At 43.9% G+C, this 23,905-nt stretch carries 21 protein-coding genes and 1 tRNA gene; 8 read left to right on the top strand and 14 right to left on the bottom strand.

The window, feature by feature from the left end:
* The first annotated feature begins 36 nt into the window (after positions 1 to 36).
* The 3 genes from AABA75_RS11610 (at position 37) to AABA75_RS11600 (ending at position 5,949) form a co-directional block, all read left to right on the top strand.
* Positions 37 to 1,545 (top strand): sodium:solute symporter family transporter, encoded by a 1,509-nt coding sequence (locus tag AABA75_RS11610; protein WP_338292768.1) that lies wholly within the window; start codon positions 37 to 39, stop codon positions 1,543 to 1,545.
* Between the two features lie 191 nt (positions 1,546 to 1,736).
* On the top strand, positions 1,737 to 4,859 hold the full coding sequence (locus AABA75_RS11605; protein WP_338292767.1) for an efflux RND transporter permease subunit: 3,123 nt from the start codon (positions 1,737 to 1,739) through the stop codon (positions 4,857 to 4,859).
* 19 nt (positions 4,860 to 4,878) lie between these two features.
* Positions 4,879 to 5,949, top strand: a complete 1,071-nt coding sequence (locus AABA75_RS11600) for an efflux RND transporter periplasmic adaptor subunit (RefSeq protein WP_338292766.1) — start codon at positions 4,879 to 4,881, stop codon at positions 5,947 to 5,949.
* A gap of 87 nt (positions 5,950 to 6,036) precedes the next feature.
* On the opposite strand, the gene AABA75_RS11595 is transcribed toward AABA75_RS11600, so the two are convergent.
* Entirely contained in the window at positions 6,037 to 7,029 is a 993-nt protein-coding gene (locus AABA75_RS11595; RefSeq protein WP_338292765.1) for an ATP-dependent 6-phosphofructokinase, read from the bottom strand.
* Positions 7,030 to 7,203: 174 nt separating this feature from the next.
* On the opposite strand from AABA75_RS11595, the gene AABA75_RS11590 reads away from it, so the two are divergent.
* Positions 7,204 to 8,037 (top strand): DUF6279 family lipoprotein, encoded by an 834-nt coding sequence (locus AABA75_RS11590; protein ID WP_338292764.1) that lies wholly within the window; start codon positions 7,204 to 7,206, stop codon positions 8,035 to 8,037.
* A 63-nt stretch (positions 8,038 to 8,100) separates the two neighbouring features.
* Positions 8,101 to 9,021 carry a DMT family transporter gene (locus AABA75_RS11585; protein ID WP_338292763.1) on the top strand — a complete coding sequence of 307 codons (921 nt, stop codon included), beginning with the start codon at positions 8,101 to 8,103 and terminating at the stop codon, positions 9,019 to 9,021.
* Between the two features lies 1 nt (position 9,022).
* On the opposite strand, the gene AABA75_RS11580 is transcribed toward AABA75_RS11585, so the two are convergent.
* The 3 genes from AABA75_RS11580 to AABA75_RS11570 all read right to left on the bottom strand — a co-directional run bounded on the left by AABA75_RS11580 (position 9,023) and on the right by AABA75_RS11570 (position 11,339).
* A complete protein-coding gene (locus AABA75_RS11580) occupies positions 9,023 to 9,295 on the bottom strand; it encodes a hypothetical protein (protein ID WP_338292762.1) in 273 nt (90 codons plus the stop codon).
* Positions 9,292 to 10,944, bottom strand: a complete 1,653-nt coding sequence (locus AABA75_RS11575; protein WP_338292761.1) for a response regulator — start codon at positions 10,942 to 10,944, stop codon at positions 9,292 to 9,294. The genes AABA75_RS11580 and AABA75_RS11575 overlap by 4 nt, the downstream gene beginning before the upstream one ends.
* 310 nt (positions 10,945 to 11,254) lie before the next feature.
* Positions 11,255 to 11,339: transfer RNA gene (locus tag AABA75_RS11570), tRNA-Tyr, on the bottom strand.
* Positions 11,340 to 11,465: 126 nt separating this feature from the next.
* Here AABA75_RS11570 and AABA75_RS11565 point away from each other — a divergent pair.
* Positions 11,466 to 11,963 (top strand): VC2046/SO_2500 family protein, encoded by a 498-nt coding sequence (locus tag AABA75_RS11565; protein WP_338292760.1) that lies wholly within the window; start codon positions 11,466 to 11,468, stop codon positions 11,961 to 11,963.
* A gap of 42 nt (positions 11,964 to 12,005) precedes the next feature.
* Here AABA75_RS11565 and AABA75_RS11560 read toward each other — a convergent pair whose 3' ends face one another.
* The 8 genes from AABA75_RS11560 to AABA75_RS11525 form a co-directional block, all read right to left on the bottom strand.
* Positions 12,006 to 12,485 (bottom strand): YchJ family protein, encoded by a 480-nt coding sequence (locus tag AABA75_RS11560; protein WP_338292759.1) that lies wholly within the window; start codon positions 12,483 to 12,485, stop codon positions 12,006 to 12,008.
* Between the two features lie 22 nt (positions 12,486 to 12,507).
* Positions 12,508 to 12,927: a hypothetical protein gene (locus AABA75_RS11555; protein ID WP_338292758.1), complete on the bottom strand. Its 420-nt coding sequence runs from the start codon at positions 12,925 to 12,927 to the stop codon at positions 12,508 to 12,510.
* Between the two features lie 104 nt (positions 12,928 to 13,031).
* Complete coding sequence (locus tag AABA75_RS11550; protein ID WP_338292757.1) at positions 13,032 to 13,574, bottom strand: protein-methionine-sulfoxide reductase heme-binding subunit MsrQ; 543 nt, start codon at positions 13,572 to 13,574, stop codon at positions 13,032 to 13,034.
* 65 nt (positions 13,575 to 13,639) lie between these two features.
* Positions 13,640 to 14,641 carry a protein-methionine-sulfoxide reductase catalytic subunit MsrP gene (gene msrP / locus AABA75_RS11545; protein WP_338292756.1) on the bottom strand — a complete coding sequence of 334 codons (1,002 nt, stop codon included), beginning with the start codon at positions 14,639 to 14,641 and terminating at the stop codon, positions 13,640 to 13,642.
* Positions 14,642 to 14,777: 136 nt separating this feature from the next.
* The gene (locus AABA75_RS11540) at positions 14,778 to 15,587 is read right to left on the bottom strand and encodes a tetratricopeptide repeat protein (RefSeq protein ID WP_338292755.1); all 810 of its coding nucleotides are present in this window, start codon (positions 15,585 to 15,587) and stop codon (positions 14,778 to 14,780) included.
* Positions 15,588 to 15,680: 93 nt separating this feature from the next.
* Positions 15,681 to 17,018, bottom strand: coding sequence for an anti-phage deoxyguanosine triphosphatase (locus tag AABA75_RS11535; protein ID WP_338292754.1), 1,338 nt, complete (start codon positions 17,016 to 17,018; stop codon positions 15,681 to 15,683).
* Positions 17,019 to 17,163: 145 nt separating this feature from the next.
* Positions 17,164 to 17,763 carry a 5'-deoxynucleotidase gene (gene yfbR / locus AABA75_RS11530; RefSeq protein WP_338292753.1) on the bottom strand — a complete coding sequence of 200 codons (600 nt, stop codon included), beginning with the start codon at positions 17,761 to 17,763 and terminating at the stop codon, positions 17,164 to 17,166.
* 8 nt (positions 17,764 to 17,771) lie between these two features.
* Positions 17,772 to 18,989, bottom strand: a complete 1,218-nt coding sequence (locus AABA75_RS11525; RefSeq protein ID WP_338292752.1) for a pyridoxal phosphate-dependent aminotransferase — start codon at positions 18,987 to 18,989, stop codon at positions 17,772 to 17,774.
* A gap of 180 nt (positions 18,990 to 19,169) precedes the next feature.
* On the opposite strand from AABA75_RS11525, the gene AABA75_RS11520 reads away from it, so the two are divergent.
* Positions 19,170 to 19,970 (top strand): mechanosensitive ion channel family protein, encoded by an 801-nt coding sequence (locus tag AABA75_RS11520; RefSeq protein ID WP_338292751.1) that lies wholly within the window; start codon positions 19,170 to 19,172, stop codon positions 19,968 to 19,970.
* Positions 19,971 to 20,041: 71 nt separating this feature from the next.
* Positions 20,042 to 20,776: a DUF481 domain-containing protein gene (locus tag AABA75_RS11515; RefSeq protein WP_338292750.1), complete on the top strand. Its 735-nt coding sequence runs from the start codon at positions 20,042 to 20,044 to the stop codon at positions 20,774 to 20,776.
* A 33-nt stretch (positions 20,777 to 20,809) separates the two neighbouring features.
* Here the strand turns inward: AABA75_RS11515 and AABA75_RS11510 are convergent, their stop codons facing one another.
* Positions 20,810 to 22,876 carry a 2Fe-2S iron-sulfur cluster-binding protein gene (locus tag AABA75_RS11510; protein WP_338292749.1) on the bottom strand — a complete coding sequence of 689 codons (2,067 nt, stop codon included), beginning with the start codon at positions 22,874 to 22,876 and terminating at the stop codon, positions 20,810 to 20,812.
* Between the two features lie 263 nt (positions 22,877 to 23,139).
* On the bottom strand, positions 23,140 to 23,766 hold the full coding sequence (locus AABA75_RS11505; RefSeq protein WP_338292748.1) for a glutathione S-transferase family protein: 627 nt from the start codon (positions 23,764 to 23,766) through the stop codon (positions 23,140 to 23,142).
* Between the last annotated feature and the right edge of the window lie 139 nt (positions 23,767 to 23,905).

Genomic DNA, 23,905 nt, shown 5'->3' with positions numbered 1-23,905 from the left:
CTCATCCTATGCTTATATTTAGCCGCCTTGCTTTACATGGGATTTCGCTTTCGCGCCAATAACTCCGAAAAAGATTACTTCTTAGCTGGACGAAAGCTTGGCTGGCAACCATTAAGTTTATCCATAATGGCAACGCAATTATCGGCGATTAGTTTTGTGTCAGCACCGGCTTTTGTGGGCCTGCGAGAGGGAGGCGGGCTTGTCTGGCTGAGTTACGAACTGGCACTGCCGTTGGCCATGTTGTTTTTACTGTGGAAACTATTACCTGCGCTGCATCAAAGTGGGGTGTTAAGTGTTTACGATTTTCTGGAGCAGCGTTTTGCTGTTAGCACACGAGTTTTGATCAGTGTGGTTTTTCAAATCAGCCGGGCATTCGCTACCGGCATTATGATTTACGCCATTTCTATTATTCTGCAAGGCACGATGGGCTTAGCTATCTGGCAGAGTATTTTATTTATAGGTGTCATCACGCTCATTTATTCCCTGGTAGGTGGCATGAAAGCGGTGGTTTATGGTGATGCGATTCAAATGATTTTAATCGTTGCAGGCGCAATTATTTGCCTGGCTTTTGGCTTGTATCACATCGGAGGATTGGCTGAGGTTGTCGCCCATACGAATCCTGAGCGTTTGCAGGTTTTACGCTTTGAAAACTTCGGTTACGATGATAATGGCTTTGGTTTATTACCCATGCTGATGGGGGGAATTGTACTCTATGCCGCCTATTATGGTTGTGATCAATCAGAAGCACAGCGCTCACTGGCTGCCAGGAGTATTCCTGAACTGCGTAAAATGATCATTACTGCCGCCCTGGTGCGATTCCCGGTAACACTTATTTATTGCCTGGCTGGGTTAACAATCGGAGCGCTGGCGATGAAACAGCCAGAATTCAGGGCACTTATTCCTCTGGATAAACCAGATTGGTTAGTGCCAGTCTTCATTATGCAATATCTTCCTGTGGGGCTAGTGGGGTTATTACTTGTGGCAATGCTGGCTGCTGCCATGTCTTCACTGAGTTCTGCTGTTAATAGCTTGTCAGTGGTTTCAGTGCATGATTTTATGCGCTGTTTCGGGCAACCAATGAGCGAAGCCCAAAAGCTCTATGCAGGTCGTTTTGCCGGTGTATTCTGGGGTGGGGTGACTTTACTACTGAGTTTTCAGGCAGGGAATATTGCGCCAACTGTTATCGAAGCCATCAATAAAGTTGGATCCATGTTTTACGGCTCGATACTGGCTTTGTTCCTTCTGGCATTAACACCTAATCCACCTAAAGCAATGCATGCCAATATTGCGGTTTTGTGTGGCGTGGGGCTTAATTTGTTTTTTTGGTTGGCAGTTCCACAGCTATTTTGGTTTTGGTGGAATGTAGCAGGATTAGCAGTAACGGTATGTGTTGCTTTGTTACTTAGCGGATCAAAAGGGTTTTCAGATTCTACAAAAATCGTTACAGCCGCAATACCCGGAAAACATATAGTGCTTTTACTTGTCTGGACAGCGGTTATCTTTTTGCTCTGTCTTTATCTCAAGACGGTTTTGTTAAGCTTCTAAGTTATTCATTCCTGTCGCTTTTTCATACTGACTATTAAGTTGTGTCAAATGTGTCGTAAAAACATGATTTGTAACATCTTTCAGCCGATTTGCAGTTTATCGCGATAAATCGGCGGCTAGTGGATTTAAACTTTTTTCTTTATTTGTACGACCTATAGTGGCAGCAGTTAATAAAAACTTTCGGGTCACTTATGGATATCACTAAAGCCGCACTAAAAAATGCCTCCGGCGTAGCCATTGTCGTAGGCATTATTACCTTTCTGGGATTGTTTAGCCTTTCAGAATTGCCTGTGCAGCTGTTTCCGGACATTGAGCGTCCAAGAATTAGCATTCAAACCTCATGGCGAGCAGCTGCTCCGCAAGAGATAGAGTCTGAAATACTCGAGCCACAAGAAGAAGTATTGCAAGGTTTACCTGGCATGCGCAGTATGTCGACTTTTGCTAACCAGGGTAATGCCTGGATTAATCTGGAGTTTGGTTTAGAAACAGACATGCAGAAAACGCTTATTGAAGTCATTAGCCGCATGAATCGAATTCCGCCTTTGCCCAGGGATGCTTTATCACCCAACATCATGTTGGGCGGCGGTGGTGGTGGCCAGCCAGCCTTAACCTATTTTTTCCTGCAAAAATTACCGGGTAATCAAAAAGACATTAAAGAGTTTATTAATTATTTTGATGAGAGTATTCGCCCTCAAATTGAGGCCATTCCCGGCGTTTCAAGAGCGCAAATGCAATCTGGCCGAGGCAGTGCTGAAGAATTCCAAATCGTTTTTGACCCCTATCGCGCAGCGGAGCTGGGTATTGATATCACTAATATTTCCCGCTTGTTGGGTTCTGCAAATGACGTTTCTGGTGGTTTTGTAGATGTTGGTCGTCGCAAGTACACTTTGCGTTTTGAAGGCAAATATCAACCACAAGAAATGGGCGACTTAATTCTTGAGTGGCGCAATGGTAGCCCAATAAAACTGAGTGATATTGCTGATATTCGTATTCAAGGTGGCGATGAAAATTACGTGAGCGTGCAAAATGGCAACCCAGCAATCTCCATTCGTATTGATCGGGAAAACAACGCCAATGTGCTGGCAACGTTGTTAGAAGTAAAAGAGAAGATCACTGAAATCAATACCACAATGCTGAATCCCCAGCAGCTGACTATGGTGCAGTCTTTCGATGCTTCAGTGTTTATTTATCGTGCCATTAATCTGGTAAGTAGCAACTTGGTGATGGGGGTATTCCTTGCTGTCGCTATTTTGTGGTGGTTTATGCGTCAGCGCAGAGCGACACTGATCGTTGCTTTGTCCATTCCAATTTGTCTTTTGAGTACCTTTGTTGTACTGCAAATTACCGGGCGTTCGCTCAACGTGATTTCTCTTGCTGGCTTAGCTTTTGCGGTGGGTATGGTGTTAGATGCCGCCATCGTAGTATTGGAAAACATTGTACGGCACAAAGGCAAAGACCTGACCAGTGAGCAAGCGGCTGAGAAAGCTACTAAAGAAGTTTTCGGTGCTCTGATGGCCTCTACAGCAACCACAGTGGCCATTTTTATCCCGGTGATCTTCTTAAAAGACGTAGCGGGGCAGTTGTTTGCTGATTTGGCTTTGACCATCGCAATCGCCGTAATTATTTCATTTATTGTCGCAGTTTCCATTTTACCTGTCGCCGCGAGCCGTTGGCTTAATAAGGAGATGCCCGCTGATAGATTAAGACCAACTTGGGATAAGATTACTAAGGTAGTAATGAGTGCGACTTCTAATAACAAAAAGCGCATTGGCATAGCCACGCTGTTAATGGTAGGGCCACTTGTTGCAACAGTCATGTTGCTGCCAAAATTGGATTATTTACCACCGGTGAAACGCGATGCTATCGATGCCTTTTTTAACTTCCCGCAAGGTGCCAGCAGCGAGTTTATAGAAAAAGAAGTCATCGATTTAGTGGTAACGCGTTTGCAGCCCTATATGGACGGAGAGAAAGAACCCGCCCTTAAAAACTACTACATTATCACTTGGCCTAATGGCGGTACTATTGGCGCCAGAGCGAAGGATCAAAGCAAGGTTAAAGAATTGGAAACCTTGATGCGCAACGAGATATTAAAGGACTTACCAGATACCCGTGCGTTTGCCATGCAAGGTAATCTGTTTGGTGGATTTGGCAATGGTCGTAGTATTGATATTCGCCTTCAATCTACCGACACCGATGGTATGGCGGCGGCCGCAGTATTAGGCATGGACTTGCTACAGGAAGCGTTCCCCGGGGCAAACGTTCAGCCGCGTCCAGCGCTCGAGCAAACTGAACCACAAATCAGTGTAATACCCAATGACTCGCGCATGATGGAAGTAGGTTATGACAGACCGCGTTTGGCTAACATTGTGCGCACTATGGGTGATGGTTTATACGTAGGCGAATACTTTGACGGTATCAAGCGTATGAATATCATCTTCCGTTCAGAAAAGTGGCAAACGCCGGAAGAACTGTCTGTCATCCCCATCATGACCCCGTCTGGCGAAATGGTACAGTTTGGTGATTTAGCCGAAGTAAATCGCACCGTAGGTCCGAGCCAAATTCAACGTGTAGATCGTCGTCGCACTCTGACATTATCACTCAATCCACCTGAGAATATGTCGCTTGAAGAAGCCATGAATATCGTTAAGGAGAAGGTTGAGCCGCAATTGCTGGCTGCGATGCCCACAGATGGCGCTATCACTTACGGTGGTTCAGCTTCTAGTTTGAAAAATGTGATTTCCACCATGAGCCAGAACTTCCTGTTTGCCATGGCATTACTGTTTATCTTAATGGCCGGTTTGTTTAAATCACCCAAAGACAGTTTGATGGTAGTTATGAGTATTCCGCTGGCAACCGTGGGTGGTGTAATCGCGATGCAGTTATTAAACCTGGTTACCTTCCAGCCTCTAGATTTGCTCACTATGATTGGTTTTATCATCACGCTTGGTCTGGTGGTAAACAATGCAATTTTGCTTGTACATCAAACCCGTCTGGCAGAAAAAGATGAGGGACTATCGCGTCGAGATGCAGTGGAACAAGCGCTGTCATTGCGTTTACGTCCTATCTTCATGAGCACGCTAACATCCATTTTTGGTATGTTGCCGCTACTGCTGATCCCGGGGGCTGGAAGTGTTATCTACAGAGGCATGGCTGCCGTTATCGTTGGCGGTATGACCGTCAGCACCATCTTTACCTTAATACTTTTACCGACGCTACTACAGTTGGCCGCATGGAAGCCTGCGCAAAAAGCTCAGGGCATCGGTGGTGGTGTGTTACACACCGCAAAAAATCAAAAACTTAATGACAAATTATAAAATCGACAGGACAAGTAACATGAAAACTTTTGCTCGTTTCGCTCTACCCGCATTACTAAGTTTATCCACGCTTGCTGTCGCCCAGGAGGAGCCAAAAGGTCCTCCGCCGGCACTGGTAGAAATAGATGATGTGATCACTGAAATGGTTTCTGAACGCATTTGGGTTCCCGGTACGGTGATGAGTCGAACGGATTCGAATATCGCTTCAGAGGTTGGCGGACGCATTGAATGGATGGCAGACGTCGGTGACCTGGTCAAAAAAGGTCAAGTGCTGGCGAAACTGGATGATGAACTTTTACAGTTGCAACTAGATCAGAACGCCGCAGACATTGCCAAATGGGAATCTCGTGTTGATTTACTGGAACGCAAACAGGGGCGCGTTAGCAAGATGGCTAAGCTCAACAACAGCTCCAGAGATGAACTGGATGAGATCATTTCTGAGCTTGAGATAGCACGTCAGGAAGTCCAACAAGCGAAGCTAAACAAGCGTCAAACAGAATATCGTTTAGCACAAACCCAGGTTAAAGCACCATTTGATGCCATGGTAGTTGAACGCATTCAAACACCCGGTGAATATACTTCTACGGGGTCTGATTTATTGCGAGTGGTGGATACTGAAAATGTAGAGGCTAGTATTCGAGCGCCGCTATCGGCTTCGCCTTTTATCGCTCGCGGTCAGGAAGTGATTGTTAAAGACCGATATAGCGAAAAAACAGAATCAGTGCGTACCATCGTCCCAGTGGGTAATAGCAATTCTCGTATGATGGAAATTCGAGTTGCACTAAAACCCGGTGATTTTCCAATCGGCAGTGCCGTGCGAGTCGCATTGCCCCATAGCGATTCCCATGAGGCGACGACCGTAATGCGTGATGCCTTGGTGTTGCGTCAATCTGGTACATTCGTGTTTATCATTGATGATGAGAATAAGGCTCACCAAGTTCCCGTAAGAACCGGCATTGGCATGGGGGAACGAGTTGAGGTTATCGGTGATGTGCGCAGTGATGACAATGTCGTAGTGCGTGGAGCTGAGCGCTTGCGCGCAGGCCAAACTGTACGTTTTCAGGAAACCACCGAGATAGCCAGAAACTAATGTATAGCAATTAGTATTTAGTATTGTTCTTGTTCCCTTCAGAACATCTCTTTGCCGCTCAATAGAGCGGCTTTTTTATGCCGGTAGTTACTCCAAAATGTCAAAGAATTCGGTTTGGATTTTTACCAGGTATGGGTCGAGGGGTTTTTGGTTTTGCCAGGTGTGGGGAAGGGAGACTTCTACTAACTGTTGGTTTTGTTCACCTACCATAATGCCACTTTTTCCTTGTAAGGCACATTCGACGGCATAAGCGCCAAGCTTTGTGGCCAGAATTCGGTCCTGTGGTGAAGGGGAGCCACCACGCTGAATGTGGCCTAATACTACGGGGCGGCTTTCTATCGAGAGTTCGCTGTTAATTTTCTCCGCCAGCGCGGTAACTCCGCCGGGCCAGAGATTTTCGGCCACCACCACGATATAGCTACATTGTCCTTTTTTCTCTCGAGTGGTTTCTATTCTGGCTACCAGGTTTTTAAACGCGGCTTCATTGTCGTTATTAATTTCGGGAAGGAGTACCTGGTCAGCGCCAGAGCTGATGGAGGCACTTAATCCGATAAACCCAGCGTGGCGGCCCATTACTTCGATTAAGAATACCCGTTCAAAGGCATCGGCAGTGTCCCTGATTTTGTCGATTGCGTCTAAAGCCGTTTCAATGGCCGTGAAATAGCCGATAGTGGCATCAGTGCCATAAATATCATTGTCAATTGTGCCGGGTAGACCGATAACAGGTTTGTGCCAATATTGTTGCAAGTGGTGGGCGCCGTGAAACGAACCATCACCGCCAATGACTAACAGAGCGTCGATACCCAGAGCATCAAGACTATTGGCGGCTTTTAGCGCGGCTTTTTCAGTTTTAAATTCGGGGCAACGTGCGCTGTGGAGGATAGTGCCGCCGTTTTGGATGATATTGGACACCATATCGGTGGAGATTTCCACGTGTTCGCTATTGAGCAGACCATAGTAACCATGACGAAAGCCAATCACAGAAACATTAAAATGTTCGGCAGTTAAAACTATGGCTCTAATACAGGCATTCATACCAGGAGCGTCGCCGCCAGAGGTCAATACAGCTATTCTTTTCATGTTTGTCATTCGTTGCCATCAAGCTTGTGTAAAACTATATGGTGATCTGTAGAAAAATGACAACCTCATTTTATTGATAATCCGTTTTCCACAGAACTCTGTAAGAAACTATGTCATATCAACATAACTAAAAACGAATCCATTACACTGAGTTGAATAATCAGGGAATGTACGATGAAAAAAATATGTGTTGTTTTCTTATTGCTTCTTTCCGGGTGCAGCTCACAGTTTGCCTATAATAACCTTGACTGGTTAGTGCATTGGTATCTCGATGATTATATCGATTTAAACAAACCACAAAAAATCGCTTTTGATGAGCGTTTCGCACAATGGCATGACTGGCATAGAGGTGCCGAGTTAGAAAACTATGTAAGGCATCTGCAGGACCTGAAGCGAATGCTACAAGAGGGAAACATCACGTCAGAAATGGTATCAGGACAATTCAATCGAGCTCGAGACCACTGGCTTAGATTGCGAGAGCACGTTGCCCCGGATATTGTCAGTTTGGCTCAATTACTCAATGACAAGCAGGTTGAGGAGTTGTTCGCTTCTCTAGAAGAAAAAAATGCCGCGGATGAAATTGAGCGTAAAGAAAAGAGTCAGGAAGAACTGACTGAGCGTTTCCAGAAACGATTCAAAGAACAGTTGCAAGACTATTTTGGTCGTTTAACCCAAGAGCAGAAAGCGTTGGTGGCTAAATATGCACAACAGGTTATTCCTAACAGACTCGAGTGGTTAACTTATCGACGGGCTGTGCAAAGCGCTGCCAAAGAGTTGTTGATGCAACGTGATTTAGACAGTTTTGAGCAAGACTTTCTCTCTTTGGTGACGCAACCGGAAATCCATCAGCACCCTCAATACATAGCTAACTTAGAGCACAACCGAGGTGTGTTTTCGGATTTGGTTGTTGAGGTTTTCCCCACTATCACAGAAAAGCAAAAACGACGTCTTTATCGGAAAATTGATAACTATATCGATGACTTTAGCGAGTTGTCCCAAGACGGATAGAAAGCATTTCAATCTCATAAAAAGCTGCTAAACTGCGCTGCCTCATCACTTCGTCCTTTTGTTATGGAAAATAGACCCGTTTTCGGATTTTCTCTGTCGTTACTCACTGCTTTCATGTGGGGCGTATTGCCGCACTTTATGTTACTGGCATTGACAGTGATCGATCCAATCACAGTAAGCTTCTATCGTTTCTTATTCGCTTTTTTTGTGGTGTTGTGTGTTATTACGTTGAAAAAACAATGGCCGGATAAGAAGCAGTTCCAACAAGGCCGACTCGCTATCGTACTGTTAGCGGGGCTGGCGTTATCAGCCAATTATGTGGGCTATGTAAAAAGTCTTGAGTATCTTCACCCTGAAACCGCACAGGTAATTATCCAACTCGCGCCGTTTTTACTAATGTTGGGAGGAGTGTGGTTTTTCAAAGAAGTTTTTACCCGACTACAAATGCTTGGCGCTGTCACACTCATCATCGGTTTTACGTTATTTTTCGATAATAAGTGGCAATCGCTACTGGCTTTTGGAGATGGGTATAGTGTTGGTGTATTTATCATGGTATTTGCTGCGGTAACTTGGGTGGCTTACGCGCTATTGCAGAAATTTTTGTTGTTACACTTCTCTGCCCGCCAAATGACCCTTATTTTTTATGGCCTCGGCGCAATTATGTTGTTACCTTTGTCTGATGTCGCATCGATTGGGGCATTAACATGGATTAGTGGTTTAGCGTTACTGTTTTGCTGTATAAATACGCTGGTTGCATATGGCAGTTTCACACGGGCTATGTCTGTGTGGGAAGCCTCTAAAGTAAGCGCCATCATCGCGATGGCCCCGGTATTTACCATTCTCAGCAGTGGTCTAGCTGTTTTGATTTACCCTCAGTTTTTTAGTCATTCGGATCTTACCAAAACAGCCTACCTGGGAGCTTTTTTGGTTGTAGTGGGCTCAATGCTAACGGCTTTGGGCAGGCGCACCAAAGCCACTAAATAAACTACTTCTTTTTACCAGCAGGTGATTCATCACTATGGCAGATGGTGTCAAAATCATCGCGGTAGTAACGCAGATCAACACAAGCTTCTTCGTATCTTTGTTTCGCTGTTAATGCCGCTTGTGGGTGGCTTTTGTCGTTCATTTGCTTGCGCAGTGTTTGGCACATCTTTTCCTGGCGCTTCACTTCTACAATGTCTTCACATGGTTTTCCTTCCATCACGATGCAACCCTGGAGCGCAGTTAGAGAAATAAAAAGGGGAGTGAGTTTTTTCATTTGAGCTCCATGTATTGGCTTAGATCGGATTTTAGTTTTATAAATTCTGTGGATTGTTGTTCGTTTAGGGATATTTCCTCCAGCATTTTCACCGTTTTTTTGGTTTCAACAATAGTGATTAACTCAGGCTTGTTAGTTTGCTCCATTAATCTGTTAGAGCAATGAAGTAGATTTATAGCCACGTCACCATTAACTTGTGAGTATTTTAAAGCGTGACCAAACGCTTCAAATGCAGCCTGATATTTCCCGGCATTGAAACAGTCCAGTCCTTTTTGGTTGTAGTGTTCGAATTTGCCACTTTGACTTTCAATTTCAGTGCCCACCTGTTCTAACAAGAATTCGATATTCTCATCAATCTGGTAATTGCTATCTCGCAGGTCATTGGTCAGCTCCTTCGCTTGCTTAAAATCGCCCACTTTTACCATGAGATTAATGGTATCGGGTGCAAGCACCATAGGCATCTGATCAAACTTTTCTGCGATCTCTCGTTGTGCGGCAGATAGAGAGTTTTTTGCTTCAATTGATTTGCCATCAAGGGAGTTTATTCGCCCGGTCATTAAGTTAGCGAAGGCGTCATAACTGAAGTCATCTGCTGAACGCACAACCAGTTCATCGGTTCTGAGTCTCTGTAAGGTAAGCATTGCTTCTTGTTGATATTTGTTCTTCTTACCTTTGTCTTCGGCATTCTCTGCGATGTCTACAATCGAGCGAACAAAATTACACATGTGAATAAGGTCACGGTGCACAGAACGCTTGCTCTGCTCAAATAGCTCTTTGCAACACTGTTTAGCAAATTCGTAGTCCTTATTGATACGGCCAATGGATGCACCCATGTATTGTCTTTCCATGGAAAATGGAGACAAATCCAGGGCCAATCTGATTTGAGCCATGGCGTCGGGGTACCTTTCCAGTGCCATGTAACTTTTTGCCAGAATATCGTGTCCTTCTAACGCTAATAATCTGCCTGAGACAATTTGTCGCGCAAGTTTAATACTCTCCTCATACTCGCCCATCAAAAGCTTGGTACGAGCCATGGCCACTTGTGCCCATGGAAGGTTTTTGTGCTCTAATACTTCACTTAACAGTGCGTGAGCTTGATCGTATTCAGTAGTGCGCCAATAGAGTTCAGTTAATAGTAAAATGATACTTTGACGATACTTGGTAGCGGTTCCTAATAAAGTTTGCGCCGCTTGAATCGCTGCATCCCAATTTTCTTTGAAGATTTCAAGATGAATGGATTTCAGCGCTTGCTTTTTCTCAAAAGCTTTGGAAAGTCGATTGATAAGCTGAGCTTGAGAAAATGGCTTAATGATATAATCGTCTGGATTTCTCTCAATGCTACCGAGTACCACTGGGCGATGGCTGTCACCACTGACCATCATATATACCGTATCGGGCTTGGTGAGCTTCTGTACTCGCAGTTGCTCTATAAGTTGGTAGCCGTTTTTCTTATTGGTACCTAAATGCAGATCGGCAATGACGACATCAAACTTTTCCTTTTTGCAATCCGCAATTGAGCTTTCGGCTGTTTGCACGATGCGCAAAGACCGCACGCCCAATTTAGAGATAATGCCTTTGAGCATAAGCAAAAAAGGTCGTTGATCATCAACGATAATAACTCTTTTGTCTTGTAAGCTAATTTTTGGCATTACCCGCTGAAGTTAGTTCTATTGACCTTAGAGATAAAAATGAATGAGAAAGACTACAAAAGCAAGGAAAACAGCCAAAGCGATTGATTTTAATGCAGTTCCTGGACAATTAGGATCAAACTTAGTCTTTTAGTAATAAGTGATTAGGTTAAATGGGAGAAGAGTAGGTCTCAGTAATGAGATGAATGCTGATCCCCGCTTAAGTGGGTAGCACCATATTTTCTAACCAGGGCGCTGCTTCTCACCCAGGCCCATGGGGACGAGTTTTTGTTTTTATTGAAGCTTGAACTACTGGCGAATAAAAAAGAAGTGGTGGAGGGGGCTGGATTCGAACCAGCGAAGGCGGAGCCGTCAGATTTACAGTCTGATCCCTTTGGCCACTCGGGAACCCCTCCAAAAGAGCGGCGTATATTAGCAGAAAAATTGCTGCTGTAAACAATTCGTCAAAATTAGTTTTGCAATTAAAGCGTTTAGCCTTGCCGGTCGATAAGCTAAAACAGAGAGAGTCTTAAAGAAAACTAATGGAAAGCCAAGCCAAAGCCACTATTAACCCCGAAATTCGACAAACTGAGTTTAAGGCTGGACTGGGTAAGGCCTTGCGTTATGGTACGCAAAGTGAGTTTGCGTTGCTGCTTTCCATGATGCAACAAGATTTAACTCAAAGATTAAAGTTAGAAGGGGAAGACGAGCAGCAGTCAGTCGGATTAATTCCGATAGAAAAATTTAATTTTTATCCAGCGGTTCCCCTAAAAACAGAAAACACCCATTATGTTCGCCAACAGCAATTTGCTGAGGCCATCCACCGCAATGATTTACCTTCAGCGAAACTGCTGGCTTACATGCATCCCACACCGCTGTCGCTGCATAACGACGTTAAGCGAATTCCCGATGATGTCACGGCAAACTGTGATGTGTTTACCCAAATGAAAATAAAAAACCTGCAAGGGGAAGATATCAAGGTGGATGAAACTTTGCTTTATGATGTTATCGCCGATGTGAAACAAAAAGGTTTAGATTAGTTCATGATTCTGCGGGATTAAAACCTGGCTTGCTTCAGTTTTTTACCCAACAGCAGACAGACAACACTGTTTGAATTTCTTACCGCTCTGACATGGACAGGGGGCATTCCGGGACAATTTGATTTTGCCACTATCTTCCTGCATTTGTCCGGTGGTGTATTTCCAAAAGCCTTGTTGGTATTCGAATTCGGATATTTCGTGCATCTGAAAAAACTGATTGTTGTCTTTGTAGAAAGCTTTAAATTCTACATAGGCTTGTGATTCACTGACTGGTTTAAAACCAACCACATCCAGTCCTATCCAGATTGTGTCTTGTGCTGAATCCCGTAACTGTTCAATGCTTAGCTGACTTTTTTGGGCCTCACCATAGGTGTCCAGGATGTAATCAAACTTGCTGAGTTTGTAAGCAGAATATCGAGAGCGCATAAGCTGCTCGGCGTTTATGGCATGTTCAACGCCATTCAATAGCGGTTTACAGCAGGTGTCAAATGGACGACCGCTACAACAATAACAAGTTTGCATACATCATATTAACTGGAAAGCTTTAGTGAAGTGTCTCACTGTCTTGAATATTTTCCAACAAAATTAGCTGAACTCTATGGGCGATTCCTAGTGCCAGAATATCTTCTAGCTGTTTGTCATCTAGTTTATTGTTTTCTACTACAACTGCACTGCAGTTACCCGCAACAATAATTTTTTGCAGAGATTCATACTGACAATGATGCGGCTTCAATTTTACCTGTAACACTGGTAGGTGATTGGCTCGTAGTTTGATCTCATCGTTTAAAAAATAAATCCAACGCTTTTGTCGAATTAAGCCAAGAAATAGGGCTCTGAGTTTCGCCATCTCATCAAAATTGTAAGATGAAGAGGCACCAGAAGTATTCCTTCTGGTGCCTGAGGTGCTGCTCAAAGATGAGTTAAGCGCATTAACTGACTGATTCTCAGTTTCGATAATAAACATAATAAACACCTGTATGAATTACTGTATAGCAAAACAGTAATACTGTATTTATAAACAGTCAAGTGTATTTTTGAATAAATTTTAAACTTATTTCTAAAGGGGAGTTAAGTAAACAACCTCCGTTGAACGAAGCGAGTTCTGGTTGCTAATAGCACCAGAAGTAACAACCAATAAATAACAGGTTCTAAATCCAGCGCTTTTACCGACCAGATAAAGTGAAGGGCAATCAACAGACTAGCGGGATAAATGATTTTATGTAGGCTGTGCCAACGTTTATTCAGTTTTTTCTGACTGAATTGGTTAGACGTTATTGCCAGTGCTAAAAGCGCTATGAAGGCTGCAAAACCCACGGTGATGTAAGGGCGCTTAATAATATCTTGCAGCAAAGTATCAAAGGCCATTTGCAGATCAAAAACAATATAATTGCTTACATGCAATAAAGCCCATGTAAAGCAGTATAAGCCAAACAGTCGCCTGAGTTTCACTAACTGAGCTTGTTTTAAGTATCTTGCCGCCGGGCTTACCAGAAGCGTTAGTAGCAATAGGTTGAGTGCACCCATGCCAGTAAAATGGATTATCGTCTTAACCGGGTCGGCACCTAACTGATCGGTAAATGCCCAATAGTACCAGGTTAGAATGAATCCCAAGTTCAAACCATGGATGAGAGTCTTGAACAGAGTGATTTGTTTAGCAGATATCCTTATCATGGTACTTAGAAATATTGTTTCAGATTCATGTTTTTGTATAACTGCGCAACTTCGGAGTAACCGTTAAACATTTGCGTTTCAATACGATTGCTGCCCAATAATCCTCCGCTGCCTAACCGTCGCTCAGTGGCTTGCGACCATCTCGGGTGGGAAACCTCTGGATTGACGTTGGCATAAAACCCATACTCGCTCGGCTGTAAAATATTCCAGGTATTAGGGGGTTGTTGACTGGTAAGTGTAATTTTAACTACAGATTTAATGCTCTTGAAACCATATTTCCATGGCACAACCAACCTGATAGGTGCACCATTTTGCGGTGGAAGGGTTTTACCGTATAGGCCTACAGACATTAAGGTTAATGAGTGCATTGCTTCATCCAGTCGCAATCCTTCCAGATAGGGGTAGTCAATACCGCCACCAACAAAGCGACTTTTTTGGCCCGGCATTTCTTCGGGTCTGTACAACGTTTGAAAAGCAACATAACGAGCTTTGGTGGTGGGAACGACTTTGTTTAATAGCTTGTGTAAAGGAAACCCTAACCAAGGGATCACCATTGACCAGGCTTCTACACAGCGAAAGCGATAAATACGCTCCTCAATATCGAAGCTGGAGAATAAATCGTCATAACTCAGCTTGAGCGGTTTTTCTACTTCACCATCTATCACCAAACTCCACGGATCGACTGTTAGTCCTTGGGCCTTCTCGATTGGATCGTCTTTCCCTGTTCCAAACTCGTAAAAATTATTGTAAGAGGTGACTTTGGATTCCGGAGTGAGTTTATCGCTTGCCCGATATTTACTATTTCTGACGAATTCAAGCGGTTTGGTTTCAAATTTTTCATCGTCGCCAAACCAGCTATAGGCCTCAGACTTACGAGGTAACGAAAGCAATGAACCAGCGCCCACGAAACCCAGCGATTTGAGAACACTGCGCCTGTTGTGAAAGACGCTTTCATCCGTAACGTCATTTTCCGACAAAGTGTTTTTTAACTTAGTTTTAAGCAACATATTGGGTACAAACTTCTCGAATTGTTTTAAGCACTATACGTATAGGACCCGGTTCGGCTTAAAAAATCTCAAAAAATTTTGGTGAGTGTTGATGTCTGCGGCCCAACTTTTTACAGCAAAGTTCAGTGCGCTCTGATTAGGGCTGATGAATTTTATCCAGTAAGTCAGCCGCATATTTCAGAGAGGCGTTTATTTCTTTTGCAGTTAGATGGCGTTCTAATTTTTTGCGAGCGTCTTTTGCTTCCGGGATATTCTGACACACCGCTAAACTAAACCAGGCATAAGCGTGAAATAGACTTTTCGGAACACCATTGCCTTGCAAAAACAGCATGCCTAAATACAACTGTGCTTTTGCATGCCCTTGCATGGCTGATTTGCGCAACCATTTGGCACCGAGATAATGATTGCTTTCGTGTTTAATGTAATGCAAACCCGTTGCGAATTGTTTGTGGGGCAGTTGTTCTGGAGAATTGCCCGATCGACCTCTTTTTTGCAGAGTTTGAATCAGATCATCAATTCGCTCCAGTAATGACATCTCCAACTGGTGCGCTTGCTGCATATGTAAAGTCCCAGCAGAGTGGCTTAAAGCAAGAGCTGAATCTAGCTCCACGTCAATTGCTTCGTTATCACTTAAGTCAATATCATCAGCTGAATTTGTATCGTTCCCTTCAGTAGTGGAGGTCTTTGACGGTTGGTTAAGAATATCGTCTGAATAGCTGGAGGCAACAGTGTTTTTTGGTTGAGCTGTCTCCATTTCTGCTGGAGCGTCAACCAATTCAAGCTCTTCTTCGGCAGAGTTATCTTCTTCAGTGACTTCACTCAGACTAAATTCTGGCTCTGAGGAAGTTTGTTCCTCAATACCTTCGATACAAAACTCAGGCGCTTCTTCACTGTCTACAGAAGTCACCTCGAATTCTATATCTTCAATTGTTTTAGCTTCAGCCATAATTTTATTCTTGTTTATTGCCTGTTTAATTGTCTGCCAAAATCGAAAAAACTTTAATATTCACAGAATTACGACGCTGGCGTTTAATTAATTCTAGTAGAATTGACCGTGATTGATACCCTGTATTTTGGGCAAAAACAAGTTTCCATGCATCCTTGAGGCGAATTCATCTGTCATTCCGGAGATGTAATCGGCTATTACCCTGATTTCACTGCCTCTCTCTCTGGCTTTATGCCAGCGTTTTTGAGTATTTTCGGGAAGCAGGCGCTCTGGATCAGAGGAGAATGCATTAAATAGCTCCATAACTACTAATTGGCCTTTGTACTCTAATTGTTGGATCTCTGACTTTCGAATAACACGTTGATATACAAAAGTTTTAAACACCGAGAGGGCGCGCTCAAATTGTTCGGGAAATGTAGCGTTATATTTGAGTAGCGGCTCTTCAAAACCCGGATCGGTGGCACAAACTTCAATGCTGGTGATAAAGGCGTTCACCAACGCGCCAATGGCGTTTTTCCGCTCATGGGGGTGCTCACTGAATAGCAGTGGGCTTAATCTAGGTAAGTGGTTATTTAGCCAGGTAGCATCTTTAATGGCCTGTATAGGGCCAAGCAGTTCTTGTTCGAAAGTGGTTTGGTTAACAATCCCCATTACAATGGCGTCTTCCAAATCGTGGATGCTGTAGGCAATATCATCTGCCAGCTCCATGATAGAACAGTCAAACGACTTAAAACGGTTTTTCTTATGTGCTCCAGGTCGGGTGCTTAGGGTTTGTTGGAATAATTCCCGGTCAGTTTTACTCAGCGGAGATAACAACCACTCAAGCGCATGTATGTCATCCAGGAAAAGCCCTTTAGGAGGGTGCCATTGGCCCGCCTTAACTTGGCGAAAATCTTGTATTTTTTCTCGAGGGTACTCGCCTTGGAGTGCATCGATGGTATTGGGGTACTTAACCAGACCCAGAAGGGTTCTTCTTGACAGGTCCATTCCATGTTCAGCGGTATAGGGCTCAAGCCGGGTAACAATCCTGAAAGTTTGACCGTTGCCTTCAAAGCCACCATGCTGGTGCATCATAAAATTCAACGCTACCTCACCACCGTGACCAAAGGGAGGATGACCAATATCGTGCGCCAGACAGAGAGCTTCAATTAAGGTGCTGTCCAGACCGAGTTCTTGCATAAGATCGGGATATTTGAGGGTCAATTGGGCTGAGATACCTTGACCAATTTGCGAAGCTTCCAAAGAGTGGGTCAGCCGAGTGCGATAAAAGTCGCCAATGCCAATGCCTAGAACCTGAGTTTTCGATTGCAGACGTCTGAATGCTGCAGAATGCAGAATACGGGCTTTATCACGTTGAAATGGGGTGCGATGATCACCTTCGCGCACTGTGCGATTATCAAATCGCCTCTCATGCCATTGATTAGTCAACACTTATCCTCAGAGGTTTTTCTTTACGTTACTGTGCGCTTAGTTTCTGGTCAAGTTTTTGACTTGGTAAATTTGAATGGTTATATCGGATAGCGCGAATCATTCTATGTAGACGGTATCTAAATCAAAAAAACGAGCCTGAGCTCGTTTATTCTGAGTCCAGGGTAATTTCGTCGAGGCTTAACAAAAAGCTGGGGACGTAAGCCTCTAAGAAGTATTCCACTTCTGGAGAGTGATAGTCTTTGAGCGTTTGATCCATTCGCTTTTTGGCGAGCTTAAATTCTTTGTTCCCGGCCGCCAGCTCTTCCAGGGTTTTTAAGTAGGCGCAAATCACATCGGCTGCTTTTACCAGAAAGGCTTCTTCATCTGAGTGAAATTGTTGATCAATTAATTGCGCATAGTCTTCGCGGAACTCTTCAGGCGCCATATCAATCAAGCGTTGTTCAGCGATCTTTTCTATTTTTTTATATTCTTCTTTTATGGCGTTATTGAAATACTTTACAGGATTGGGTAAATCGCCAGTGAGAACCTCTGAAACATCGTGAAAAAGCGCAATTGTCGCGACGCGATTTGGGTCCACTTTACCGTCGTAATAACGGTTTTTTATCAACGCCAGCGCATGTGCCACCATGGCTACCTGTAAACTGTGCTCCTGAACATTTTCCTGGTGTACATTGCGCATTAGTGGCCAACGTTGAATAAGCTTCATGCGCGCCATGTGAGCAAAAAAGTGACTCTTTTTATGCATCTATTTAATTATTCCTGAGTGTATGTTGAAAAGAACTCCTGGACACCTTCGAGGGCAGGCACAAGCTGGTCCTGGTGAGGTAAAAATACCAAGCGGAAGTAGATCCCTTCGAAAAAGTTAAAGGCACTGCCGTGCACCAACAATACTTTTTGTTGTCGCAGAAGATCTAAAATCATGCGCTCATCGTCACGGATCTGAAATTTTTTCTCATCGACTTTGGCAAAACAATACATGGCGCCTTTGGGTTTTACACACTTGATGCCCGGAATATCGTTTAACATTTTATAGGCGATGTCTCGTTGAGTGCGCAAACGACCACCTTCGGCTATTAATTCGTTAATGCTTTGATAACCACCTAATGCTGTCTGAATGGCGTGTTGACTGGGCACATTGGCGCACATGCGCATTGATGACAAAATATTCAGGCCTTCAATATAACCCCTTCCAAGACGTTTATTACCACTGATAAACAGCCAGCCTGCGCGAAATCCTGCAACGCGATAATTTTTAGACAAACCGCTAAAGGTGACAAAAAAGATATCATCGGCAAGACTTGCAATGGAGATATGTTTGGCGCGGTCGTAAACGATCTTGTCGTATATTTCATCGCTGAAAATCATCAAACCATGTTCTCTGGCAACTTCGATGAGTTGTAACAGCAAATCTTTACTGTAAACAGCGCCAGTAGGATTATTGGGATTGATAAGCACAATTGCCTTGGTGTTGGGCGTTATTTTGGATTTGATATCTTCAATATCCGGGAACCAGTTAGATTGTTCGTCACATCTGTAGTGGATCGGTGTGCCCGAACTCAAGCTGACCGCTGCCGTCCAAAGCGGATAGTCGGGTGAGGGCAGCAATACTTCGTCACCATTGTTCAGTAGCGCTTGCATTGCCATAACAATCAGCTCACTGACGCCATTGCCAATAAAAACGTCTTCAATACTAATATTTTTGATATTGCGCTGTTGGTAGTACTGCATTACCGCAACACGGGCTGCATAAAGTCCATTTGCATCGGCATAACCTTGAGAACTTGGTAGGTTATGTATCACATCCTTAAGAATATCTTCCGGGGCTTCAAAACCAAACGGGGCAGGGTTGCCAATGTTGAGTTTTAATATGCGGTGCCCTTCATCCTCAAGGCGTTTTGCTTCACTCAAAATCGGGCCACGAATGTCGTAACATACATTATTGAGTTTGCTGGACTTTTCTATTGTCTTCATGTTGCTTAATTACTCCTGCTAAGAGACGAAGAGTAAACAAACGGCGTAACACTGTTAAGTGATTATTTTATTATTTTTAGACATTTTGGGGTTTATCCCCCAAAAGTTTAATTTGTTTTTCGTTTTTCTCATGGATAATGGCAAACGAACACGAAAAAAATACACTTTTGGGGAGATAACATGGAAATACAACAAGAGATGTTAGTGGATTGGGGTATCAAGATCGGTTTGGCATTAGCCATCCTGATTGTTGGTAAACTGATCGCCAAAATGGTTGTAAACCTGGTTAAAAAAGGTTTGACCAAAAAAGGCGTTGATGCCGCAGTAGTTAGCTTTGCCGGTAGTATTATTTATGTCATCGCCTTATTGGCGGTGTTAATTGCCTCTATGTCGCAGCTGGGCATTGATACCACGTCTCTGGTGGCAGTAATAGGTGCCGCAGGCTTAGCCATTGGTTTAGCACTGCAAGGTTCTTTATCAAACTTTGCCTCTGGGGTGCTCATTGTAGTGCTGCGTCCATTTAAAGCCGGTGATTTTGTTGAGGTGGGCAGCAAAATGGGGACAGTTATGGAAATCAAACTTTTCGCCACCAAACTGAAAACCCCTGACAATAAAATTGTCATCGTACCTAATTCTTCAATAACGGGTAATGCAATTACCAACTTTTCGACACAAGATACCCGTCGCGTAGATTTGTTAATTGGCATCAGCTACGATGCCGATATCCGCAAAGCGAAGTCGGTTATCGAAGAAGTGGTGGCTGGTGACGAGCGCATACTTAAAGATCCTGCATGGACCATTGCCGTTAGTGAATTAGCAGACTCTTCTGTTAATATCATAGTGCGTCCTTGGGTGAATACCGCTGATTACTGGCCCGTATACTGGCACCTGATTGAAAATATAAAAATTAAACTGGATGAGAACGATATCACCATTCCGTACCCGCAAATGGATGTTTATCTGCACAAAACAGAAAACTAGTTACAATTCGCAAGTTTATAAAAAGGGAGGTGCCTCAGCGCTTCCCGAATCAAAAAAATAGAGTACACACAATGAAAAAATTACTGTTAGTAGCAGCACTGAGCAGCTGTGGCTTTTCTTATGCTGAAGAACAAAAAGATTTTACCTTAGATGGTGAATTAGGGCTTATCTTCACAACGGGTAACACAGAAACGACTTCCGTTAAGGGCCGATTGAGTGCCACTCATGAGTTAACCGACTGGAGTAACGAGTACCTGATTGAGGGCTTGTATAAGGAAGAGGAAGTTGAGAATGACCTTGGCGAAGACGAGCGCCAGACATCTGCACAGCGTTATTTTTTGTCAGCACAAGGAAATTACAAATTAGAGAACCCGCAAAACCGTTTGTTCGCCTTTGCGTCCTATGAAGACGACCGCTTCACCAGTTTTGATTATCAGGCTACCCTCGCAGGTGGTTGGAACAGCGTTTGGTTTGAATCTCCCACTCAGAAATTTACTTACAGTGTTGGTCCGGGTTATTCCTTCGCAGAAAAAACTAACGGTGAGGATGCCAGTGGTTTTATCGTCCGTGGTGCAGTTAACTATTCGTGGAAAATTTCTGACACTGCCAATTTTAAACAAATAATCAGTACTGAAGTTGGTAGTGACAATACTAAATCTAAGTCTGAAACCTCTGTTTCTGCCAAGTTGGCTGAGGCGCTTTCCATGAAGTTTTCAGTGATATTGAAACACAACACCGAAGTCGACGATGGTGTGGATAATCTGGATACGGAAACCGCAGCAACTCTGGTTTACACCTTTTTCTAAGCCTGTCGGATGTGAGTGAGTCAAAAGACTCACTCATATTGTTATACTCACTTTCACAGGCTGGTCGTCTTTTCCTTTCCTTGGTTTGGCGCAGCATAACAATATCTCATCTTTCTCAGTGGCAAACGTTTTTGATTTGTCATGCACGACTTCCCCTTGCGTTATGTTCACTATACAGCTGCCGCAACTTCCAGCTCGGCAGCCAAACTCGGGTGTTAATCCGTGGGCTTCGGCGAAATCCAGCAAATTACCGTCTTCAGGGCTCCATGTTTGCTCTACTTGTGATTGGGTAAAGCTTACCACTGCATTTTCAGCTACCTCTGAAACTATCGCTTTCTGAGATTCTGCCTGAACAATTTGTTTGACTCGCTTAAGACTTGCAGGACCGAAAGATTCCGCTTTTATGTCTTTATCTGGCACGCCTAATCGTATTAACAGGTCATACATATCTTGCATGAACGTTGCGGGGCCACACAAATAAAAGTGGTAACTTCCCAATGGCAAAACTTGTTGCAAAAGGCTTTGGTCAATACGGCCATCCACTGAATAATCTTTGCCTGCTCGCGTATTGGTCTCTGCAGAGGTGACAGCCCAAATGGCCTTTGCATAGCCCTCTGTTTGGCTACTCAGCTGATTGATTTCTTCAACAAATGCCTGCTCACTCACTTTGGAGAAGGTATTAATCATGAGGATTTCCCGAGGCTTTCTGGCGCGCAGGCTTTCTTGCACGCTGTAACGAAACATCGATATCATGGGGGTAATGCCTACGCCTGCAGACAATAGAATTGCAGGCTTGTCTGATGTTTCCAGAAAAAACTGTCCCTGTGGAAGTCTGATTTCCAGCTCATCTCCTGAGCTGATATTGCCATGTAACCATCGGGAAAATATTCCGTATTTTTTCACACTGATGCGAATGCGCTTTTCATGAGGCGAACTGGATACCGAATAGTTTCGACTGACAATTTCGCCCCTTATTTTTGCCCGAACGGTGATAAATTGACCTGCCTTAAATTCAGGTGCGCTTATCTTTTCGGAACTCAGCCAAAACGAACGTATGGTGGGACTTTCATCTTTTATTTCTGTTACAGTGAATTTGTGCCATTGATTTCTTTGTAGCTCCGCTGCGGCATTCGACTCCGCTTCCTGCCAGGTACCCGTCATCAGTGTATTCGGCGACCAACTCTGCAATGTAAAACGCCAAGGGAAGGCATATTGTATATGGTGTCCTGCGGTCAACCTAAAGCGCCAGAATCGCTCCGCACCTTTAAAATGCGCTTTTAGCGAATGTTGCCATACAATCTCTGCTTTTCCTGTCAGGGTAAGCACATCACCTGTTTTAAAGTCGATAAAGAGCAAACCCGCAGCTGGGTTTAGCTGGAAATTTCCCAGTGTATTGTAGTGATTATTGCCAGTAAAATCGGGGATCAAGAGTTCGGTATCCGATTCCACTTTTATGAATCCGGGGTTACCGCCTCTATGAGAGACATCTGCACCATGGGTTTCATCCTTTGCTTCACCGCTACTGCTGGCAACAAAAAAGGTGTCGCTGCCACTAATCAACTCTATCGCAAGAGCATCAAAATGGTGAAAGCTCGATACCCGAGCTGACTGCGCAGATTCGTAATAGCTCAGTTCTCGACTTTGTATGTATTGTGGGCAATTACCGAAAGTTTGCAGCACATCTAATTCTATCTCGCTCTCAATATTGCTTTTTACTTTGGCGGATAAACGGTTTCTGCGCCGAGTTTCCAGTTCAATTCCCAGTAAGCCTAAGCGCAGTTCTCTATCGCGCACGTTTTGTTTTAGAGTCTCAGCAAGAGGGTCTCCGGGTAACAGGGGAGCTGAAATTCTCAGAGATTTGTTGTTCGGAGTTTTAATGAAACCGGGTTTAGCGGACAGTACAGACGCCCAAACCTGTCCCTGACTATCTTGATGGCCAGTAAAAATCATAGGCAATTGTTGATAAAAGTCGCAATGTTGTTTCGGCATGTAGTCTCTGATAACCATTTTACCGAATTGCGCCATTTTTTCGGCAACGCCTAATCGTTCTTGAATCGCTAATTCACCCTCGTGGAAAACGCTATTTTGGCTATTCATCATTTGTGCCTGCATTCAGTGTTTTTGACCGCAGTATCTGCGCAGAAGTTGTCGGTATTAATTCCAGTTTCAGCAGGCCAAAAGCTGCTTTCAAAATGTGTTACCGGGCAGAGATCGGAGTCTGGCCCGGACAATAAGTTAATTCCCAGCAGCTGTCCTTCCATCAGTGCAAGATTTAGATATTTTGAAAAGGAGTGAAACAACCTCATAACTAATCTCCTCGATACTGCTGCCGAATATCGGCAGCCAGTTGTTAGTAAAGCGGATTAAGCTGCCAGCGCTTTTTTCGCATCGGTTTCAGTGGTCGGCATGGCAATAAAGCCAGGCAGGCCTTCAACTTTTTGTAGCCAATTAACAATGTTCGGATAGTGAGCCAGATTCACACCACCTTCTGGCGCATGGGCAGTGTAGGAATATAGTGCAATATCGGCGATGGTGGGGTTGTTACCGACAAACCAGGTGCGATTTTGTAGATGCTCATTCATGATGTTTAACAACGCATTGGCCTTTTGAATGGTTACATCCGGATCATATCCGGCACCGAAAACCGTGATAAGTCTTGCAGTTGCGGGACCATGATGCAGTTCGTTTGCTGCTTTTGATAACCAAACTTGAACTTGCGCGGCCAGTTCCGGTGATACCGGCAGCCACGTTCTGTCGCTATCGTATTTGCTGGCCAGATACACCAGTATCGCATTTGAGTCATAGACGGTAACGTCACCATCTTCTAAAGCGGGTACCTGTCCGAAGGGATTTTTGGCTAGATACTCGGGTTGCTTGTGAGCGCCATTAAGCAAATCGACTGGAATAAGGTTGTATTCCAAACCCAAAAGATTGGCGAATAAACGCGCTCTGTGAGCATGGCCAGATAATTCTAAGTCATAAATTTTCATCTTAATTTCCTCAAACGTTAATAGGTTTATTTAGTCTTTTCAGCAGACAGAAATAGCTTATATCCATACTTTAAGGAGATAAATTAGGTTGCTATAGAAATATAATCTATAATTTGTGGATAATAAGGCGATTTGGAGG

Source organism: Planctobacterium marinum, assembly GCF_036322805.1.
Lineage (GTDB): Bacteria > Pseudomonadota > Gammaproteobacteria > Enterobacterales > Alteromonadaceae > Planctobacterium > Planctobacterium marinum_A.
This window is presented reverse-complemented; position numbering and strand designations above follow the sequence as displayed.

What these genes read in the sequence shown, in the direction of transcription:
- AABA75_RS11505 (WP_338292748.1), bottom strand. Translation starts at nt 23,766, where the DNA reads ATGAAAATTTATGACTTAGAATTATCTGGCCATGCTCACAGAGCGCGT.
- AABA75_RS11525 (WP_338292752.1), bottom strand. Translation starts at nt 18,989, where the DNA reads ATGAAGACAATAGAAAAGTCCAGCAAACTCAATAATGTATGTTACGAC.
- AABA75_RS11540 (WP_338292755.1), bottom strand. Translation starts at nt 15,587, where the DNA reads ATGGCTGAAGCTAAAACAATTGAAGATATAGAATTCGAGGTGACTTCT.
- AABA75_RS11595 (WP_338292765.1), bottom strand. Translation starts at nt 7,029, where the DNA reads ATGAAAAGAATAGCTGTATTGACCTCTGGCGGCGACGCTCCTGGTATG.
- AABA75_RS11510 (WP_338292749.1), bottom strand. Translation starts at nt 22,876, where the DNA reads ATGATGAATAGCCAAAATAGCGTTTTCCACGAGGGTGAATTAGCGATT.
- AABA75_RS11600 (WP_338292766.1), top strand. Translation starts at nt 4,879, where the DNA reads ATGAAAACTTTTGCTCGTTTCGCTCTACCCGCATTACTAAGTTTATCC.
- AABA75_RS11555 (WP_338292758.1), bottom strand. Translation starts at nt 12,927, where the DNA reads ATGTTTATTATCGAAACTGAGAATCAGTCAGTTAATGCGCTTAACTCA.
- AABA75_RS11565 (WP_338292760.1), top strand. Translation starts at nt 11,466, where the DNA reads ATGGAAAGCCAAGCCAAAGCCACTATTAACCCCGAAATTCGACAAACT.
- AABA75_RS11605 (WP_338292767.1), top strand. Translation starts at nt 1,737, where the DNA reads ATGGATATCACTAAAGCCGCACTAAAAAATGCCTCCGGCGTAGCCATT.
- yfbR (WP_338292753.1), bottom strand. Translation starts at nt 17,763, where the DNA reads ATGCATAAAAAGAGTCACTTTTTTGCTCACATGGCGCGCATGAAGCTT.
- AABA75_RS11575 (WP_338292761.1), bottom strand. Translation starts at nt 10,944, where the DNA reads ATGCCAAAAATTAGCTTACAAGACAAAAGAGTTATTATCGTTGATGAT.
- AABA75_RS11580 (WP_338292762.1), bottom strand. Translation starts at nt 9,295, where the DNA reads ATGAAAAAACTCACTCCCCTTTTTATTTCTCTAACTGCGCTCCAGGGT.
- AABA75_RS11610 (WP_338292768.1), top strand. Translation starts at nt 37, where the DNA reads ATGGGATTTCGCTTTCGCGCCAATAACTCCGAAAAAGATTACTTCTTA.
- AABA75_RS11515 (WP_338292750.1), top strand. Translation starts at nt 20,042, where the DNA reads ATGAAAAAATTACTGTTAGTAGCAGCACTGAGCAGCTGTGGCTTTTCT.
- AABA75_RS11590 (WP_338292764.1), top strand. Translation starts at nt 7,204, where the DNA reads ATGAAAAAAATATGTGTTGTTTTCTTATTGCTTCTTTCCGGGTGCAGC.
- msrP (WP_338292756.1), bottom strand. Translation starts at nt 14,641, where the DNA reads ATGTTGCTTAAAACTAAGTTAAAAAACACTTTGTCGGAAAATGACGTT.
- AABA75_RS11585 (WP_338292763.1), top strand. Translation starts at nt 8,101, where the DNA reads ATGGAAAATAGACCCGTTTTCGGATTTTCTCTGTCGTTACTCACTGCT.
- AABA75_RS11520 (WP_338292751.1), top strand. Translation starts at nt 19,170, where the DNA reads ATGGAAATACAACAAGAGATGTTAGTGGATTGGGGTATCAAGATCGGT.
- AABA75_RS11560 (WP_338292759.1), bottom strand. Translation starts at nt 12,485, where the DNA reads ATGCAAACTTGTTATTGTTGTAGCGGTCGTCCATTTGACACCTGCTGT.